The organism is Megasphaera sp. UBA4233, from assembly GCF_002395615.1.
In the GTDB taxonomy this organism is placed as follows: domain Bacteria; phylum Bacillota; class Negativicutes; order Veillonellales; family Megasphaeraceae; genus Megasphaera; species Megasphaera hexanoica.
The window spans coordinates 19,436-36,478 of the sequence record NZ_DGXL01000019.1; the positions used below are offsets into that span (position 1 = coordinate 19,436).

A 17,043-nucleotide genomic window follows, 5' to 3' on the forward strand; every position below is an offset into this window, starting at 1 on the left:
TGAGGTGAAGCGTATGAAAAGCATGAGTATAGATATTGAAACGTTCAGCGATGTCAACCTGGCCAAATGCGGCGTGTACAAATATGCTGAATCGCCGGCCTTTGAAATTCTCATCTTCGGATATGCCATAGATGGCGGCGAGGTGCAGGTCGTTGACCTGGCCCGGGGAGAAAATATCCCTGAAGATATTCTGGATGCCTTAACCAATGAAGACGTCACCAAGTGGGCCTTCAATGCCAGTTTCGAACGAATCTGCCTGTCGCGATATCTGAGTGATTTGGGGATAAGTCTGGACCCGTTCCATGACCATCATCCGCTTTCCCAGGACTGTGCAAGGTTCCTCAATCCGGTGGGATGGAAATGCTCCATGATCTGGTCGGCCTACATGGGTCTGCCCCTTTCACTGGAAGGCGTGGGCACTGTGCTGAATCTGGATAATCAGAAGATGAAGGAAGGCAAGGAACTGATTCGTTACTTTTGTGTACCATGCAAGGAAACCAAAACAAATAGTGGCAGGACGAGAAATCTTCCTCATCATGCCCCGGATAAATGGGCTCTGTTCAAGTCTTACAACAAACGAGACGTAGAAGTGGAAATGGCCATCCAGGAGCGGCTGAAGAAGTATCCCGTCCCGGAATCGATATGGGATGAATATCATCTTGACCAGGAAATCAATGACCGGGGCATTGCCATCGACCGGACGCTGGCTGAAAATGCCATCGTTATCGATGCCCGCAGCCGGGACAGCCTGATGGCTATGCTGAAGGAAAAGACGGGCCTGGAGAACCCGAACTCCGTCATCCAGATGATCGGCTGGCTGGAACAGCATGGGATGAAGACCGATTCCCTGGGCAAGAAGCAAGTACAAAAGCTGCTGAAAACGGCAGAAGAACCGCTTCGCAGTGTGTTGCTGCTCCGGCAGAAGCTGGCCAAATCATCAGTCCGTAAATACCAGTCCATGGAGATGACGGCCTGTGAGGATGGACGGGCCAGGGGAATGTTCCAGTTCTATGGGGCCAACCGGACCGGGCGGTTTGCCGGCCGGCACATCCAGCTGCAGAATCTGCCCCAGAATCATCTGCCGGACCTCTCGGAAGTCCGGAAGCTGGTACGCCAGGGAAATTATGAAGCCCTGGAGCTCCTGTATGATTCCATCCCCGATGTCCTTTCCCAGCTGATCCGTACGGCCTTTGTGCCCCGGCAGGGGCTGAAGTTTGCCGTAGCGGACTTTTCAGCCATTGAAGCCAGGGTGCTTTCGTGGCTGGCCGGAGAAACATGGCGCTCGGACGTCTTTGCCCGAAATGGCGATATCTATTGTGCTTCGGCCAGCTCCATGTTCGGTGTTCCCGTGGAAAAGCATGGCGTCAACGGGCATCTCCGGCAGAAAGGGAAAATCGCAGAACTGGCCCTTGGCTATGGCGGCTCCATCGGGGCACTGAAAGCCATGGGTGCCCTGGAGATGGGGCTTACGGAAAATGAGTTGTATCCTCTGGTGCAGTCCTGGCGGTCAGCCAATCCGCACATCGTCGATTTCTGGTGGCAGGTGGATGCCGCCGTGAAGACGGCCATCAAGGAACATATCCCCATGCGGGCCGGCTGCATCCGCTTCCTCTGTCAGAGCGGCATGATGTTCATCCAGCTCCCAAGCGGACGGCGGCTTTCCTATGTGAAGCCCCGGATAGGCGAGAACCGTTTCGGCGGGGAATCCGTCACCTATGAGGGCGTCGGCGCAACGAAGAAGTGGGAACGGCTGGAAAGCTACGGCCCGAAGTTCGTGGAAAACATCGTCCAGGGCATCAGCCGGGACATCCTCTGCTATGCCATGCAGACCTTACGATGCTGTGCTATCGTCGGCCATGTCCATGATGAACTGATCATCGAATGCAGCCGGGATGTCAGCGTCAATGCCATCTGCGAGCAGATGGGACGTACACCGTCCTGGGCTGAAGGATTGTTGCTCCGGGCAGACGGATACGAATGTGATTTTTATCAAAAAGATTAAAATGAAACGTCAGAAAACACCTTCTGCGGTGGCTACAAAGCAGGAGGTGTTTTTATGAACAATCAGAATGAATTTGAAAATGCAATTCCTCTATTTCAACGGTTCATGCTGACTCCTAAGGAAGCCAGCGTGTACTTTCATATTGGTGAAAAGAAAATCAAAGCCCTTGCTGCAGAACGCCCAGATGCTTCTTTTATAGTCTATAACGGAAGCCATTTGCTTATCGTCCGGAAAGAATTTGAAAAGTTTCTTTGCCAGACTTCGAGTATTTAGTTGAAGGATATGAGTTGACTTATTTGCTGGCTAGAGTGATGTATAGACAAGGAAATAAGAGAAAGGAGACTGGAATTATGCCACGTACGCAGTCGAGTATCCGCAGGGATAAGAAAAAACGAAAATTACGGCCCGGCGAAACGGTTCGGGCAGATGGAAGATATCAGTTCAAATATCAGTTAAATGGAAGACCAAAGTTCTTTTACAGTTGGAAACTGGAACCCACAGATCCACTACCGGCAGGGAAGAAGCCTTGCAAATCACTGAGGGAATTAGAGAAGGATTTGGAAATCCGTTCTGCTATTTGTCCTAATCGTGATGATGATACCATGACCGTTATGGAATTAGTACAGCGTTATTTAGCTGTTAAGACAGGGGTTAAACCTAACACGAGAACGAATTATAATTTTGTTGTCAACTTACTGGCGAAAGACCCTTTTTCGCAAAAACCTATCGGTAAGGTCAAGATGTCTGATGCTAAGTTGTGGCTAGTCAAGATGCAATCAGAAGGGAAGGGATATAGCTCCATTCACAGCGTCCGGGGTGTTGTACGGCCAGCTTTCCAAATGGCAGTCGATGATGAAATTTTATGGAGGAACCCTTTTAATTTTGAAATGAAAGAAATCCTCATCAATGACAGTGTGAAACGAGAAGCGGTTTCCCGAAAGGATATGAGGCTCTTCTTGGAATTTTTAAAAAACGACCGACATTATAAAAAATACTATGAAGCGATATTTATACTTTTCCACACGGGAATGCGAATTTCAGAATTTTGCGGATTGACTGTTGGGGACGTCAATATGGAGAACCGTACTATCAATGTAGATAAACAGCTTCAGCGGGATACAACAGGGAGACGCTATATTATCTCTACTAAAACAAAGGCTGGGGCTAGGATGCTGCCAATGACAGAAGAAGTATATCAGTGTTTTGCTGAAATCCTGCGGCGTCGAAAACCGCCTAGAGTTGAAACGATGATTGATGGTCATGGTAACTTCCTCTATTATGATAAAAACAGTAATCCCTTGGTAGCGATGCATTGGGAACATTATTTTGGCCGGGCCGTTAATAAATATAACCGGATTTATCGCTACCAACTGCCGACAATCACTCCTCATGTTTGTAGGCATACGTACTGTACCAACATGGCTCTTTCAGGGATAAGCGCCAAGACACTGCAATATTTGATGGGACACAGCGATATTTCCATCACACTCAATGTGTATACGCATATCAAATTCGATAATGCCCAGAAAGAAGTGGAACTTGTCCAGCAGCGGCAGCAGAAAGAAATGGAAAATGTACGCAAAGAGTTAGAACAAGTAGGTGCCATTCGGCCCAAGATTATCCCTTTCAAGAATGAAGCGTAGGTAAAGGAATATGCGAAAAAGGACTCACGGTTTCAAGACCTGTGGGCCCTTTCTTTTTATATAGTTTTTTAGATGAAACCCGGCACATTTTCTGTTACAATGGAACCATGCATTTTACGCAGAAGATTTTTACGGTAGTACGGTAGTCCCTGTTTACTACCGATTTTACTACGAATGGTGGCTGAGTTATGCCGACTTATACTACTTTATGGAATATATGAGGTAAATCGCCTGGAACGGGAGAACCGCTATAATACGGCATTTAGCGGCGTAACCCGGCATAAGAAGGAGTGAAAATAAAGTGATTAAGATACTTTTCATCTGTCACGGCAATATCTGCCGGTCGCCCATGGCGGAGTTTGTGTTCCGGCAAATTGCGGAACGGGCAGGTCTGGCAGATCAGTTTGATGTAGCTTCAGCTGCTACGACGGATGAGGAGATATGGAATGGCTGTGGCAATCCAGTTTATCCGCCAGTGAAACGACTGCTCAGGGAGCATGACATGGACCCTGGCGATAAGCGGGCGGCGTTGCTGACGGCTGGTGATTACGATGTTTATGATTATTTCATCGGCATGGATAACGAGAACCTGTGGGATATGAAGCGCATTTTTCACGGTGATCCTCTTCATAAGTGTTCGCTTCTCATGGATTACACAACCAATCCCCGTCCCGTAGCCGACCCATGGTATACGCGGGATTTCCAGCGGACTTGGAACGATGTCCAGGAAGGCTGCCGTGGTCTGCTGGACGTTTTGAAAAGCAGGAAAGATGGCGATTGAGATGGACGAGCAGGAATGGGAGCATATACTGGGTATCAAGACGGCCGGACGAGATGACAGTCAGTCTGATGGGGAGCATCACCCCTATGAACCGACGGATTATTGTGTCCTTGAGCGTCTGGCCAATAGTGGTTATATGGGAAAAAAGAATACACTCATCGACTACGGAAGCGGTAAAGGGCGGGTCAGTTTCTTTCTGGCCTATCAGACGCGTTGTCACGCCATTGGAGTAGAGTATGACCGTCGTTTGTGGGAAAAGGCTATGACCAATAGTCGTACTGCCGTGTCAGGGTGCCGCGTGACATTCGTCTTGAAAGATGCAGCAGTATACGAGGTCCCGACAGAAGCGGATTGTTTCTTTTTCTTCAATCCCTTTAGTCTGCATACGCTGAAACTGGTTTTGAAGCAGATGTTTGCTTCCTATTATCGTCTGCCGCGGACAATGCGCCTCTTTTTCTATTATCCCTATGAACAAACAGAAGCGTTCCTGACACACCATGACGGACTTATCGTCGAAGAGCGGATAGACTGCCGTGACCTGTTTCTAGAAGACGATGACCGGGAGCAGATTCTGGTCCTGCGCCTGCAACCGGATTACCGTGCCTGATAATGCAAGCAAATAGAAAACTCCCTCATATAGCTGCCTGAACAGGCGGAGTATGAGAAAATTTTCTGCTTTTTTATTAGCAGATTACAGCAGAATAAAGAGAAGCAAAAATAGTCTTCTGACTGTCCTTTTCCGTAGACAGACAGGAGACTATTTCTGATTTATCCCATTAAAACCCAAAAATAAAGCCAGTCATGGCCATGGATCCGAGATTACACGTATTGTTAAATATGGCAGCCGTTTCACCCTGTGCTGCGCCCAGTGTCATCACAAGGGGCAGGAAGTGATCCGGTGTGGGAACGGCATAAGCAGCATCGGGATGATTAGCATAGTGGATGACTGCGTCATCGTTGCGATTTTGTACGGCATTGATGATGTAGTCATTGAAACGCAGTGCTTGAGGCGTACCGCCGGGATTGTTCCATTCGACGCGTCCCAGGTTGTGGACGACGTTGCCACTGGCGAAAATCAGGTATCCCTGATTGCGCAGTGGCGCCAGTTTCTGACCGAGGTCGTATAGTTCCTGCGGCGTGAGGTCGCGGTTTACGGAGAGCTGGACGACGGGAATATCAGCGTCAGGGAACATATGGATTAATATCGTCCAGGTACCGTGGTCGATGCCCCACTGGTCATTGATGGATACAGCGGGTCCCAGTAGGTTTTGTACAGACCGGGTCAGACTGGCATCGCCTGGTACGGGATAGGTGACCTGATACAGCTCTTCTGGAAATCCATACATGTCGTAAACCTGGCGCGGCTGGGGTGCGCTCTGGATAAATGTGCCGGGAACATACCAATGGGCAGAAATAGCCAGAATGGCCCGGGGCGTGCCGTGGCGGGAGCAAAGCTGGCCACCAATCCGGCTCAGATTGCGGGTAATATCATTGTGTTGAAGGGCCAGCATGGGGCTGCCATGGCCGGAGAAGATGACGGGAAATGGTTGCTGTATCATAGAAAAGACCTCTCTTTCATGGTGAATCTGTAGGATATATTTTTATAATAGTATACGTGGCATTCTGAAAATATACAAGAGTATTATCAAATTCCATGACATATGTAAAAAACAATAGCCACGAACGGTGATATTTGTTATAATGAATTAAACACGTCATCCCAACGGATTTCCTGCGGGAGAACGTCATGCAAAAGCTGTCGTACTTTTCTGTAAAGGTGTCCTGCACAGATGAGGCGGAAAGCACATCTTACACACAACGTGTCTGTCGTCCTGTGCTTTTGGCATGGGATTTTTTTTATGAGGTGATACATATGGAAACGAGAATCGCACTGATTGGTATTATCGTTGCAGACCGCAATGAGTCGGGGAAGCTGAATGAAATCCTCCATGCATATGGCCAATACATTGTCGGCCGCATGGGAGTTCCTTATAAAGATAAGCATGTCAATGTCATCAGCATCATCGTCGATGCCCCCCAGGATGTCATCAGCGCCCTGTCGGGAAAGCTGGGCATGCTTCCCGATGTGAGTACTAAGACGATTTATCCGCCGTTGCCGCAGTAGGGTGGAATGATGATGGAATATAAAGATACACAGCCTTATGCTATTACCGTAGGTGACCTGGTGCAGAAAGGAAAAGACCATATCCCGGAAGAACTTCTATCCTCGAAGCATCTGATTTACAATTCGCCAGCAGCACTGGCTTTTAATTCCCCGGGAGCACAGGGGTTCGGCGTAAAACGGGCGGGCCTTTCTATACCGGGATCTATCATGCTCCTCATCGGTCCCGGCTGTTGTGGCCGCAATACGACCATTTTGGGCGAGCAGGGAGGCTATCAGGACCGGTTTTACTTCTATATCCTCGATGAAACGGATATCGTCACGGGCAGGCACTTGCAGAAGATTCCGCAGGCTGTCGCGGAAATCGTGGCGTCCCGACGGGAGAAGCCATCGGTGGTCATGCTCTGCATGACCTGCGTCGATGCCCTCCTGGGAACAGATATGGAACGGGTCAGCCGGAAAGCGGCTTCGGTCTGCGGCGTTCCTGTCGTGCCGTGTTACATGTACGCTCTGACGCGGGAAGGGCGCAAACCGCCGATGGTCGATGTACGCCGTTCCCTCTATTCCCTGCTGGAAAAGCAGCCGCGTCATCGCCGTACGGTCAATCTGCTGGGATTTTTTTCTCCCCTGCAGGATGATTGCGAGCTGTATCCTATCCTGCGTCAGACAGGAATCAAACAGATACAGGAACTAGCCCGCTGCCGTAATTTTGAAGAATATCTGGCTATGTCCCAGGCTAATTTTAACCTCGTCTTCCATCCGGAGTCGTGGCTGGCGGCGCAGGATATGGAAAAAAGACTGGGTATCCCGTCTATTACCCTGACACGATTGTATCAGGTATCACAGATTCACCGCCAGTACATGGCCTTGTCCCGCGTTCTCGGTGCCCCTATTCAGGATGAATCGTGGCTGGAACAGGCCCGCCAGGCTGTTGAAGCAGTCCGCGCCCGCTATAGTGGTACGACTGTGGCTATAGGTGGCATGCAGAATGGCAATGCTTACGAAATGGCACTGGCTCTGACACGGTACGGGTTTACGATCAAAGAAATATATGCTAGTCTCAGTCCGGATGATTTTGTCTATCTGCGTCATCTGGCACAATGGAGCCCGGAAACAAAGGTATACTCCAACTTGTCTCCTACCATGCTCTACTATGAAGGAGCATCCCATCCGGTCGATCTGACCATTGGCAAGGATGCGGCCTGGTATCATGAAACGGCTGCCCACGTGAATTGGGATGACGATATCCAGCCTTTCGGATATGCTGGCGTCCTTTCTCTGTTGCGGCATATTGGATTGGCTCTGGACGAAAGGGGGAAAAACGGGCGATGAAAGGATTGTGGAAATATTTGTCTCCCTTTGCTCCGGACCAGTCAGGAGCGGCCGCCGTACTCTACGGTCTGGGTGGCATCGTCGTTATCTGTGATGCCGGTGGCTGTGCCGGGAATATCTGCGGCTTTGATGAACCGCGCTGGTTCAGCGGTAAAAAGAGTGCCGTTTTTAGTGCAGGACTGCGCGACATGGATGCCATCCTCGGCCGCGATAATCTGCTCGTACGCAAAGTGTGCGCAGCGGCAGAAACGGTGAATGCTGCCTTTGTGGCACTGGTGGGTACTCCCGTTCCAGCTGTCATCGGTACGGATTTCAAGGCGCTGTGCCGTATGATATCCCGTACACTCAACATACCGGCACTGGCCGTCCCGACGACAGGAATTGGCTATTATGACGACGGGATGCAGGCAGCTTACAACGCGCTGCTTCCTGTCCTGGCCCAGCCGGAGACAGTGGTGGAACGAGGCCGGGCCGGTGTCCTCGGGGCAGTTCCCCTGGAAATGGCTTCCCCGGATGAACAACAGGCCCTCATGGAGACACTGCATGGGGAAGGCTGGAAGCAGGTAATACTTTTTGACTGCCGGGAAGCGTATGAACAAGCTGGCAGGAATGAGAAGAATTTTGTCGTATCACCGGCAGCACTGGAAGGAGCACGCTACCTGTATGAACGGTTTGGGACCCCTTATGAAGTACGCTATCTGGGACGGCCCCTGCCGGAAGATATCCGGGCTGCCGTAACAGGGAAGCGGGTACTGGTCGTCCATCAGCAGGTTACGGCCAATGCCATGGCAGAAGCGGTACGGAATGCTGGTGCGGCTTTGGTACAGACAGCAGGATGGTTCCGGACGGAATCGTCTTGTATCCGGCCGGGACATGTCCAGCTGAAGGAAGAAGACGACTGGTGCCAGCTGGCCGATAATGATAACTTCGATGTTATCCTGGGTGATATCTATTTCAAGCGGGCCCTGTCTCATTTCCATGGCCTGTATGTGGATGTGCCTCATTTCGCCGTATCGGGGAGGTATTGATGGAAACAGTTCGGATTTGTGTACTCGGTATCGTGCAGGGAGTCGGGTTCCGGCCGTTCGTCAGCCGGCTGGCCCATTCCTGTCACGTTCGTGGCACGGTCTGCAATAAGGGGTCTTATGTAGAAATATTGGTCCAGGGGCCAGAGGAGGCCCGGAAACAGTTTCAACAGAAGTTACCTGAAAAAGCGCCGGCACGGTCAGCAATTCTCAAAATCATAACGGAGCAGACGGATGTACCGCCCTTTCCTGATTTTTCTATTGTCGAAAGTGAAGCAGAGGAAGGAGACGTCTTTGTGTCTCCTGATATCGCCATCTGTGACGATTGCAAAAAAGAGTTGTTTGATCCGCAGAACCGCCGCTATCTCCATCCGTTCATCAACTGCACGGCCTGCGGGCCCCGCATGACCATCCTCGATGCCATGCCCTATGACCGGGAACGGACGAGTATGGCAGAATTTCCCATGTGCTCCCAATGTGAATATGAATATACCCATCGGGAAACACGGCGCTATGACGCTCAGCCGGTATGCTGCCCCGATTGCGGACCGGAAGTCTATATACTGGGTAGTACAGAACGGGGGCGGGATGCAGTCACGGCTGCCCGGCAGGCTCTTGTATCGGGCCGTATCATAGCTGTCAAAGGCATCGGAGGATATCATCTTTGTTGTGATGCATTTCAGGAAAAAACTGTACAGCGCCTGCGCTGTCTGAAACACCGGCCGGCAAAACCCTTTGCCGTCATGATGAAGGATATGGCTACCGTGGACCGTCACTGTGTCATACCTGCCGGGGCAGACCGGGTGCTGGACGGGCATGAAAAGCCCATCATTCTGTTGGAAAAACGGTCTGATACTACGCTGGCACCTTCGCTGGCACCGGAAAACCCTTTTTTGGGCGTCATGCTCCCGTACACGCCTCTTCATCTGCTGCTCTTTACGTATGATGATGGTCTGGACGTACCGGATGCGCTGGTCATGACCAGCGCCAATGTATCGGGTGCTCCCATATGCCACGATGAAGCAGAAGCACGGCAGGAACTTCCTGACTTGTGTGATGCCATTCTCAGCCATAACCGGCGGATCCGGCTGCGGGCCGATGATTCCGTAATAAACTGGTATGATGGCAGTCCGTACATGATACGCCGTTCCCGCGGCTATGCGCCGTTGCCGCTTTTCTATGGCAGGGAAACGGGGACGGTTCTGGCACTGGGCGGAGAACTGAAAAATAGCTTTTGCCTGGCCAGGGACCGGCTGTATTACTTGTCTCCATATATCGGGGACATGGCCGATGTCCGGACCGTACAGGCCCTGCGGGATGGTGTTTCCCGGATGAAAACGCTCCTTGAAATAGAACCGGCCTGCGTGGCCTGTGATCTTCATCCCCGGTATAATACGACAGCTGTTGCTCAGGAAATGGGGCTGCCTGTCATTCCCGTCCAGCATCATTTTGCTCATATCCTGTCCTGTATGGCAGAAAACGATTGGGAACAGCCTGTCATAGGTGTAGCTTTTGACGGGACCGGGTATGGAACCGATGGCACCGTATGGGGAGGAGAAATACTCCTCTGTGACTGTCATGGATTCCACCGCAGTGCGTCTATCGCACCTTTCTGGCAGCGCGGTGGTGATGTGGCAGCCCGGGAAGGATGGCGCATTGCCGTCAGCCTTATCAGCCATTTGTATCCAAAGACGGATGAGGCTGTGGCTGTAGTGGACAGACTGCGCCTCTGCAGCCGGAAAGAATGGCAGATGCAGTCTTTTATGGCGCAACAGGGTATAAATAGTATTTTGTCTACCAGTGCGGGCCGCTTGTTTGATGGCGTCAGTGCTATTCTGGGTCTGGCGCGGCAGTCGTCGTTTGAAGGCGAAGCGGCGATGAAGATTCAGTTTGCAGCCCGGCGATGGATGAAAGATCATCATACCAGACCGGAGACCCTGATACCGCCTCAGAAGGAAAACGGCCGGTGGATACTGCCGACGATGGAGCTGGTGCAATATCTGGCGGAAGAAAAAATGGCTGGCAGGAATCCGAATTTCCTGGCTTATATTTTCCATTGCCGGCTGGCCGGACAAATTGTCGGTGCCTGTTTGCAGATTTCGCAGGAAACGGGTGTGAAGACCGTGGCTCTGAGTGGCGGCGTGTTTCAGAATACGCTGCTCCTGTCCTTGTGTGAACAGGCATTGGGACAGGCCGGGCTGGGCGTTCTACGCCATCATCTCGTTCCTGTCAATGATGGTGGTATTGCCCTGGGACAGGCTGTATATGCCATGATGAACCAGGAACGGCAATGGGATAGAACGATTCAGAGACCAATTTAATTAAAAATTTAGTATATATTAATATACTGTATATACAATATTATTATAAATATCTATTTACTGCATGTAAGGAGGAATCGCCATGTGTGTCGGATTACCTGCACGGGTTGTAAAAGTGCATCAGGGAATGGCTTTGGTCGATGCATCCGGAGCCAGAAGGGAAGTATCGGCAGCACTGCTGGACGAACTGGATCCCGGTGATTATGTCATGGTCCATGCCGGAATGGCTATTGCCCGGATTACCGGGGATGATGAAGAAGAAATGGATGATATTCTGGAGGACCTGGACTGATGGGAAATGAATATACACAAACGGCACTTCAGATAATACGTTCGTATGATGGCCCGCCTGTACGGATTATGGAAGTCTGCGGGACTCATACTCATGAAATTTTCCGGCTGGGAATCAGACAGATTTTGCCGGAAGCGGTGGAAGTCATTTCCGGACCGGGCTGCCCGGTCTGCGTGACGCCTGTCCGCTACATAGACGAAGCCATCTGGCTGGCTCTGGAACGGAAGGTGACCATTTGTACGTTCGGCGATCTCGTCCGTGTACCGGGGAGCACACAGAGCCTGGCCGGGGCGCGGAGCATGGGAGCCCATGTAGAAATTGTCTATTCACCCCTCGACGCCTACGACTATGCCCGGCAGCACCGTGATGAAGAAGTCGTATTTTTGTCCGTAGGATTTGAGACGACGACGCCGCCCTCCTGCCTGGCCGTCCGGACAGCCAGAGCAGAAGGGGTGATGAATTTTTCTCTCCTCACGGCCAATAAAACAATGCCCCGTGCTTACGAAGCGATGAAGGATAGCGCCGATGCATTCCTGTATCCCGGCCATGTCTGTGCCGTCATGGGGACTGGTGATTGTGAAGCTATGGTACAGCAGGGCGTTTCTGGTGTCGTCGCCGGTTTTACGGCAAAAGAACTGATGACAGCCTTTGCCGTTATCCTGAAGAAAATACGGCAGGGCAGGCCATTTTTTAAAAACTGCTATCCCCGCGTTGTCACCAGAGAAGGAAGCCGGACAGGTAAAGAGCTCATGGCAGACGTCATGGAGCCATGTGATGATGAATGGCGCGGTCTGGGCTGTATTCCCCAATCGGGACTGCGGCTCCGCCCTGATTACGCAGCCTGGGATGCCCGCCGTAAATACAGCGTGCCGCCCATGAAGGGAAAGGCCAATCCGGCCTGCCGTTGTGGTGATATCCTGCAGGGAAAATGCACGCCACCCCAGTGCCCGCTGTTCGGTACGGTATGCACACCGGAACAGCCGGTCGGAGCCTGCATGGTATCTCATGAAGGTGCCTGCTCTGCGTATTATACGTATGGAGGAAAGATACGATGAATGATGTGATTACGCTGGCTCATGGGGCCGGTGGCAGACAGACGGCCGAACTGATCGACCGCGTATTTAAAGCCCATTTTTCCAACCCTCAGTTTACCGGTGATGATGCGGCCGTCCTTTCCATCGGCGGTGCCGACCTGGCCTTTACGACCGATGGATTTATCGTTTCCCCGCCGGATTTTCCCGGTGGCGATATTGGTAAGCTCAGCATCTGTGGCACGGTCAACGACTTATCTTGTATGGGAGCACGGCCATTGTATCTGTCCTGTGCTTTTGTCATCGAAGAAGGATTCCCTCTGGCTAAGGTCGAAAAGTATGCCGCATCTATGGCCCGTACGGCTGCCGAGGCGGGGGTGCGCATCGTAGCTGGCGATACGAAAGTAGCAGGAAAAGGGCAGGTAGACCACTTGTTTATTACGACTACGGGAATCGGACAGTGCCTGGCTGGCGTCCATACGTCCGGTACGCTGGCACGCCCTGGCGATGTAGTCATCGTCAGTGGCGATGTAGGCCGCCACGGTTGTACGATTTTGCTGGCACGGAATCAGTTTGGCATTGACGCTGATGTGACCAGTGACTGTGCTCCCTTATGGGGAACGGTAGAAGCCATGCTCGGTCAGACGAAGGATATCCACGTTATCCGCGATGCCACCCGGGGTGGCGTGGGAACGGTCCTGTATGAAATCGCCAGCCAGAGCCATGTCGGCATTCATCTGGACAGCCAGTCTGTACCGGTGCATCCCTCCGTCCGCGGCGTCTGTGGCATGCTGGGACTGGAACCGCTCTATCTGGCCTGTGAAGGCCGTCTGGTTATCGTCGCGCCAGAATGTGAAGCGCCGGCGATTCTGGATGTGCTGCACAGGCAGCCTTATTCTCAAGATGCCGCTGTCATCGGACAGGTCACGGCAGAACAGCCGGGCCGGGTCATATTGCGCACGGAAATCGGTGCGGAAACGATGCTCCCGCCGCCGGGGGGAGAATTGCTGCCCCGCATATGCTGACCGAGGAGGGAGAGCATGATTTACGAAAATGAAATCCATCCGCCTCAGGTGCCCCGATATACGGTTACGCCAGATGGTGCCGAAATTTCCATAGGCAGGGCGGATTTTCCCAAACCGTTTTATATTGGCCTGCAGTATGCTTCACCGGCCCGGGGCCACTGGACCATCGCCCACTCGCCTATGCTCATTCCCCAGTGCCATGAAATATACGTCTGCTGTGCCTGCTGTCTTCACGGCGTCGTCTTATCGGCTGATGAAATCCCCGATGGCGCCGGGCGTTTTTCCATGGTGACCCTGACCAATGAAAATCTCATCAAAGGCAATCTGGAAGACATGATGATTGACGGTATATCCCGGATTATAGAAGAATTGCCGGAACGGCCCCGCTGCGTCGAAGGTTTTACGAGCTGCATGCAGCATTTCCTCCATATCGATGTCCGCATCGTCTACGACAAGCTGCGCCAGCGGTTTCCTGACATCGATTTCATCGACGGCTATATGACGCCCACTTTGCAGCGACGGTATACGCTGGATATTCTGGGACGGCGGCAGCTGATGCGGGCCGTGACGAAAATGCCGCCACGCCGGGCCGTGAATTACATCGTCAATTATTACCCTGTCGATGGAGATAATGAATTGACAGCCATGCTCTGTGCTGGCGGGTATGCCATTCACGATTTTGCGGACTGCCGTACGTATGATGAATATAAACAGATGGGGGAATCGGCAGCCAATATTTATTTCCTGGAAAATGCTGCACCGGCAGCCCGCGACATGAAGCGCCGTCTGGGACAGGATGCCCTGTATCTGCCGTATGCCTACGACTATGGGACATTGCGGAAGAACCTGCAGACGGCAGCGGATGTACTGCACCTTACCATGCCTGATTGCGATGCCTTTGAACAGCAGATAGAAGAGAAGGCGATGAAATTGCATAATATACTCGGGCAGACGCCGATTGCCATCGATTTTACAGCGACACCGCGGCCTCTGGGACTGGCACGGTTCCTGCTGACTCATGGATATAACGTGTATGCCGTGTATCTCGATGCCATTTCACCAGATGAAAAAGACAGTTTCTTTTTCTTGAAAGAACATTATCCAAACCTGTCCCTGCGTTCGACCATGCATTTCAAGCGGCGTCTCCTGCCGCGGGATGACAGCCGGAAATATGGAAAAGTCCTGGCTATCGGCCAGATGGCAGCTTACTTTACCGATACGAAGTATTTTGTCAATATCATTGAAAACAGCGGCCTGTATGGGTATGTGGGTCTTATGAAGCTGCTGGACTGGATCGGTGATGCCGCTGGTAAAGAAAATCCGGACATGAGAGAGATTATTCAAGTCAAAGCCTGGGGGTGTCATGGATGAAACAAGCACAACGAGTCTTATCTACCTATGCCGTAGATATGTTTGGTATCGCTTCGGCCCTGTTTGAACTGGGCGGGCTGGTTGTCATGCACGATGCATCAGGCTGTAATTCGACGTATGATACCCATGATGAGCCGCGATGGTACGATACACCATCCATGGTGTACATATCAGGACTCAATGAAATCGACACTATTCAGGGCAACGACCAGCGGCTCATCCATGATATTGCCGAAGTAACCGATGCCGTCCATCCGGCTTTTATCGCTATCGGAGGCAGTCCCATGCCTAATGCAATCGGGACGGATTTCCGGGCCATTGAAAAAATGGTACAAGAACGGACGGGTATTTTTACGATGGGATTCCGGACGGACGGTATCCACAGTTATCTTCCCGGTGCGGGGAATGCTTACGTCCGCCTGGCGCAGCATTTCCTGAAATGTCCGGTCAGACAGCCACAGCGGCCGGCACGGAGAGTCAATATCCTGGGGCTGACACCTCTGGATTTTTCTGTCGTCGGCAATGCAACTGCTATCAAAACCATTTTGACAGAAGCGGGATTCATCATACAGAGTTCGTGGTCTATGGGAGATACGCTGGATAATCTGTCTGAAGCGGCCAACGCCGATGTCAATGCCGTCGTCTCTTCCACGGGGTTGTATCTGGCCCAATATATGCAGGAACAGTACGGGATTCCTTATGTAGCCGGCATCCCTATGGGAAAACAGGGAACAGCAGACTGGCTGCAGGCATTGCGTGAAGGGGATACATCGTATCTGACAGGCCTTACGGGAAGAGAGCCCCGGGAAAAGCCGCAGTACGCTCTGGCCGATCTCAATGCCTGGAAGACGGAAACGGTGTATGATGACCAGCCCTGTGATGCCCTGGTCATTGGCGAACCCGTATATCTCCTTTCCATGGGAAATCTGCTGCGCCATGAGCTGGGTCTTTCTACGGTGCGGCTCTTATGCCCGCTGGCCGATGCGCCTCAGCTGCTCCTGCGCCATATAGAAACGGTCAGTGTCGAACCGGTCATCCGTGAAGAATGCCGCAAGGCGCGGCATATCCTGGCAGATCCCATTTATGCCCGGCTGCTTCCGGAAAAACAGGATGCATTTATTTCTCTGCCCCACGAAGCGTATTCTGGGCGCCACTATCACGATGAAATGCCTGTGATTGCCGGGCCGGACATAGCGGACTGGTTGCGGAATCGTTTGAAATAGGAAAGGAAATACGATGAGAAAATTTGCGATTTATGGAAAAGGCGGCATCGGCAAATCGACGACAGCTGCCAATATTTCGGCTTCTCTGGCCAGACTGGGGAAGAAGGTCATCCAAATCGGCTGCGATCCCAAGGCCGATTCGACGTGGAATCTCCTTCATGGCGAGCCTGTCATGCCGGTCATGGATTATTACCGGACCTATACGGAAGAACCGGATTTCGAGCATATCGGTAAAACCGGGTATGGCGGTGTCTTCTGCATCGAAACGGGCGGACCTACGCCGGGGCTGGGCTGTGCAGGAAGAGGTATCATTGCTACCTTTGATCTCATAGATGAACTGGAAGTCTTCGACCGGATCCAGCCGGATGTCGTGTTGTATGACGTACTGGGCGATGTCGTGTGCGGTGGCTTTTCGGCTCCTATACGGGATGGGTACGCCGACGAAATCTTCATTGTCACGTCGGGAGAAAAAATGGCTCTGTATGCTGCCGGCAATATCATCAAAGCAGTAGAAAATTTCAAAGACCGGGGATATGCCCAGGTCCGGGGAATCATCCTCAACAGGCGCAACGTAGAGAACGAGTATGATATCGTACAGGCTTTTGCCAACAGCCATAATCTGCCCATTATAGCCGATATACCGCGCAGTAAAGAAATCCAGTATTATGAAAACCAGGGCATGACCGTCGTCGAAGGTAATCCGGATCTGCCCGTGAGCCTCCTGTACCAGGAACTGGCCCGGAAACTGATGGATACGCCGGCAAGTGACGCCAGATAGTTGACAGGTGTTTTTCTTTATGATACGATTGGTATGATTTTGGAAAGATGACAGAACAGGTCTTTTCAAAGCAATTGTACGGGACCACTTTTTTTAA

The 17,043-nt window shown here is 51.7% G+C and carries 16 protein-coding genes; 15 read left to right on the forward strand and 1 reads right to left on the reverse strand.

What is annotated here, in order from left to right:
* The first annotated feature begins 13 nt into the window (after window positions 1-13).
* The 5 genes from B2U90_RS05055 (at window position 14) to B2U90_RS05075 (ending at window position 5,033) form a co-directional block, all read left to right on the forward strand.
* Window positions 14-2,002: a DNA polymerase gene (locus B2U90_RS05055; protein WP_292017264.1), complete on the forward strand. Its 1,989-nt coding sequence runs from the start codon at window positions 14-16 to the stop codon at window positions 2,000-2,002.
* A gap of 54 nt (window positions 2,003-2,056) precedes the next feature.
* Window positions 2,057-2,275: an excisionase gene (locus B2U90_RS05060; RefSeq protein ID WP_292017265.1), complete on the forward strand. Its 219-nt coding sequence runs from the start codon at window positions 2,057-2,059 to the stop codon at window positions 2,273-2,275.
* A gap of 77 nt (window positions 2,276-2,352) precedes the next feature.
* Window positions 2,353-3,645, forward strand: a complete 1,293-nt coding sequence (locus tag B2U90_RS05065; RefSeq protein WP_292017266.1) for a site-specific integrase — start codon at window positions 2,353-2,355, stop codon at window positions 3,643-3,645.
* 301 nt (window positions 3,646-3,946) lie between these two features.
* Window positions 3,947-4,426: a low molecular weight protein-tyrosine-phosphatase gene (locus tag B2U90_RS05070; RefSeq protein WP_292017267.1), complete on the forward strand. Its 480-nt coding sequence runs from the start codon at window positions 3,947-3,949 to the stop codon at window positions 4,424-4,426.
* Complete coding sequence (locus tag B2U90_RS05075; RefSeq protein WP_292017268.1) at window positions 4,416-5,033, forward strand: class I SAM-dependent methyltransferase; 618 nt, start codon at window positions 4,416-4,418, stop codon at window positions 5,031-5,033. Before B2U90_RS05070 ends, B2U90_RS05075 begins: the two co-directional genes overlap by 11 nt.
* A gap of 169 nt (window positions 5,034-5,202) precedes the next feature.
* On the opposite strand, the gene ygiD is transcribed toward B2U90_RS05075, so the two are convergent.
* Window positions 5,203-5,985, reverse strand: coding sequence for a 4,5-DOPA dioxygenase extradiol (gene ygiD, locus B2U90_RS05080; RefSeq protein ID WP_059075447.1), 783 nt, complete (start codon window positions 5,983-5,985; stop codon window positions 5,203-5,205).
* Window positions 5,986-6,299: 314 nt separating this feature from the next.
* On the opposite strand from ygiD, the gene B2U90_RS05085 reads away from it, so the two are divergent.
* The 10 genes from B2U90_RS05085 to B2U90_RS05130 all read left to right on the forward strand — a co-directional run bounded on the left by B2U90_RS05085 (window position 6,300) and on the right by B2U90_RS05130 (window position 16,946).
* Window positions 6,300-6,551 (forward strand): TM1266 family iron-only hydrogenase system putative regulator, encoded by a 252-nt coding sequence (locus B2U90_RS05085; protein WP_059075446.1) that lies wholly within the window; start codon window positions 6,300-6,302, stop codon window positions 6,549-6,551.
* A gap of 6 nt (window positions 6,552-6,557) precedes the next feature.
* Window positions 6,558-7,880, forward strand: a complete 1,323-nt coding sequence (locus B2U90_RS05090) for a nitrogenase component 1 (protein WP_292017269.1) — start codon at window positions 6,558-6,560, stop codon at window positions 7,878-7,880.
* Window positions 7,877-8,908, forward strand: coding sequence for a nitrogenase component 1 (locus B2U90_RS05095; protein WP_292017270.1), 1,032 nt, complete (start codon window positions 7,877-7,879; stop codon window positions 8,906-8,908). The genes B2U90_RS05090 and B2U90_RS05095 overlap by 4 nt, the downstream gene beginning before the upstream one ends.
* Window positions 8,908-11,226 (forward strand): carbamoyltransferase HypF, encoded by a 2,319-nt coding sequence (gene hypF, locus B2U90_RS05100; RefSeq protein ID WP_292017271.1) that lies wholly within the window; start codon window positions 8,908-8,910, stop codon window positions 11,224-11,226. The genes B2U90_RS05095 and hypF overlap by 1 nt, the downstream gene beginning before the upstream one ends.
* 82 nt (window positions 11,227-11,308) lie before the next feature.
* Entirely contained in the window at window positions 11,309-11,518 is a 210-nt protein-coding gene (locus B2U90_RS05105) for a HypC/HybG/HupF family hydrogenase formation chaperone (RefSeq protein ID WP_059075442.1), read from the forward strand.
* Window positions 11,518-12,573: a hydrogenase formation protein HypD gene (hypD, locus tag B2U90_RS05110; protein WP_113855601.1), complete on the forward strand. Its 1,056-nt coding sequence runs from the start codon at window positions 11,518-11,520 to the stop codon at window positions 12,571-12,573. Before B2U90_RS05105 ends, hypD begins: the two co-directional genes overlap by 1 nt.
* Window positions 12,570-13,574: a hydrogenase expression/formation protein HypE gene (hypE, locus tag B2U90_RS05115; RefSeq protein ID WP_113855602.1), complete on the forward strand. Its 1,005-nt coding sequence runs from the start codon at window positions 12,570-12,572 to the stop codon at window positions 13,572-13,574. The genes hypD and hypE overlap by 4 nt, the downstream gene beginning before the upstream one ends.
* 15 nt (window positions 13,575-13,589) lie before the next feature.
* Window positions 13,590-14,945: a nitrogenase component 1 gene (locus B2U90_RS05120; protein ID WP_292017272.1), complete on the forward strand. Its 1,356-nt coding sequence runs from the start codon at window positions 13,590-13,592 to the stop codon at window positions 14,943-14,945.
* Complete coding sequence (locus tag B2U90_RS05125) at window positions 14,942-16,168, forward strand: nitrogenase component 1 (RefSeq protein WP_292017273.1); 1,227 nt, start codon at window positions 14,942-14,944, stop codon at window positions 16,166-16,168. The genes B2U90_RS05120 and B2U90_RS05125 overlap by 4 nt, the downstream gene beginning before the upstream one ends.
* A gap of 13 nt (window positions 16,169-16,181) precedes the next feature.
* Window positions 16,182-16,946: an AAA family ATPase gene (locus B2U90_RS05130; RefSeq protein WP_059075437.1), complete on the forward strand. Its 765-nt coding sequence runs from the start codon at window positions 16,182-16,184 to the stop codon at window positions 16,944-16,946.
* Window positions 16,947-17,043: the final 97 nt, after the last annotated feature.

Coding starts and splice junctions, on each gene's coding strand:
- B2U90_RS05055 (WP_292017264.1), top strand. CDS start 14: ATGAAAAGCATGAGTATAGATATTGAAACGTTCAGCGATGTCAACCTG.
- B2U90_RS05060 (WP_292017265.1), top strand. CDS start 2,057: ATGAACAATCAGAATGAATTTGAAAATGCAATTCCTCTATTTCAACGG.
- B2U90_RS05065 (WP_292017266.1), top strand. CDS start 2,353: ATGCCACGTACGCAGTCGAGTATCCGCAGGGATAAGAAAAAACGAAAA.
- B2U90_RS05075 (WP_292017268.1), top strand. CDS start 4,416: ATGGCGATTGAGATGGACGAGCAGGAATGGGAGCATATACTGGGTATC.
- ygiD (WP_059075447.1), bottom strand. CDS start 5,985: ATGATACAGCAACCATTTCCCGTCATCTTCTCCGGCCATGGCAGCCCC.
- B2U90_RS05085 (WP_059075446.1), top strand. CDS start 6,300: ATGGAAACGAGAATCGCACTGATTGGTATTATCGTTGCAGACCGCAAT.
- B2U90_RS05090 (WP_292017269.1), top strand. CDS start 6,558: ATGATGATGGAATATAAAGATACACAGCCTTATGCTATTACCGTAGGT.
- B2U90_RS05095 (WP_292017270.1), top strand. CDS start 7,877: ATGAAAGGATTGTGGAAATATTTGTCTCCCTTTGCTCCGGACCAGTCA.
- hypF (WP_292017271.1), top strand. CDS start 8,908: ATGGAAACAGTTCGGATTTGTGTACTCGGTATCGTGCAGGGAGTCGGG.
- B2U90_RS05105 (WP_059075442.1), top strand. CDS start 11,309: ATGTGTGTCGGATTACCTGCACGGGTTGTAAAAGTGCATCAGGGAATG.
- hypD (WP_113855601.1), top strand. CDS start 11,518: ATGGGAAATGAATATACACAAACGGCACTTCAGATAATACGTTCGTAT.
- hypE (WP_113855602.1), top strand. CDS start 12,570: ATGAATGATGTGATTACGCTGGCTCATGGGGCCGGTGGCAGACAGACG.
- B2U90_RS05120 (WP_292017272.1), top strand. CDS start 13,590: ATGATTTACGAAAATGAAATCCATCCGCCTCAGGTGCCCCGATATACG.
- B2U90_RS05125 (WP_292017273.1), top strand. CDS start 14,942: ATGAAACAAGCACAACGAGTCTTATCTACCTATGCCGTAGATATGTTT.
- B2U90_RS05130 (WP_059075437.1), top strand. CDS start 16,182: ATGAGAAAATTTGCGATTTATGGAAAAGGCGGCATCGGCAAATCGACG.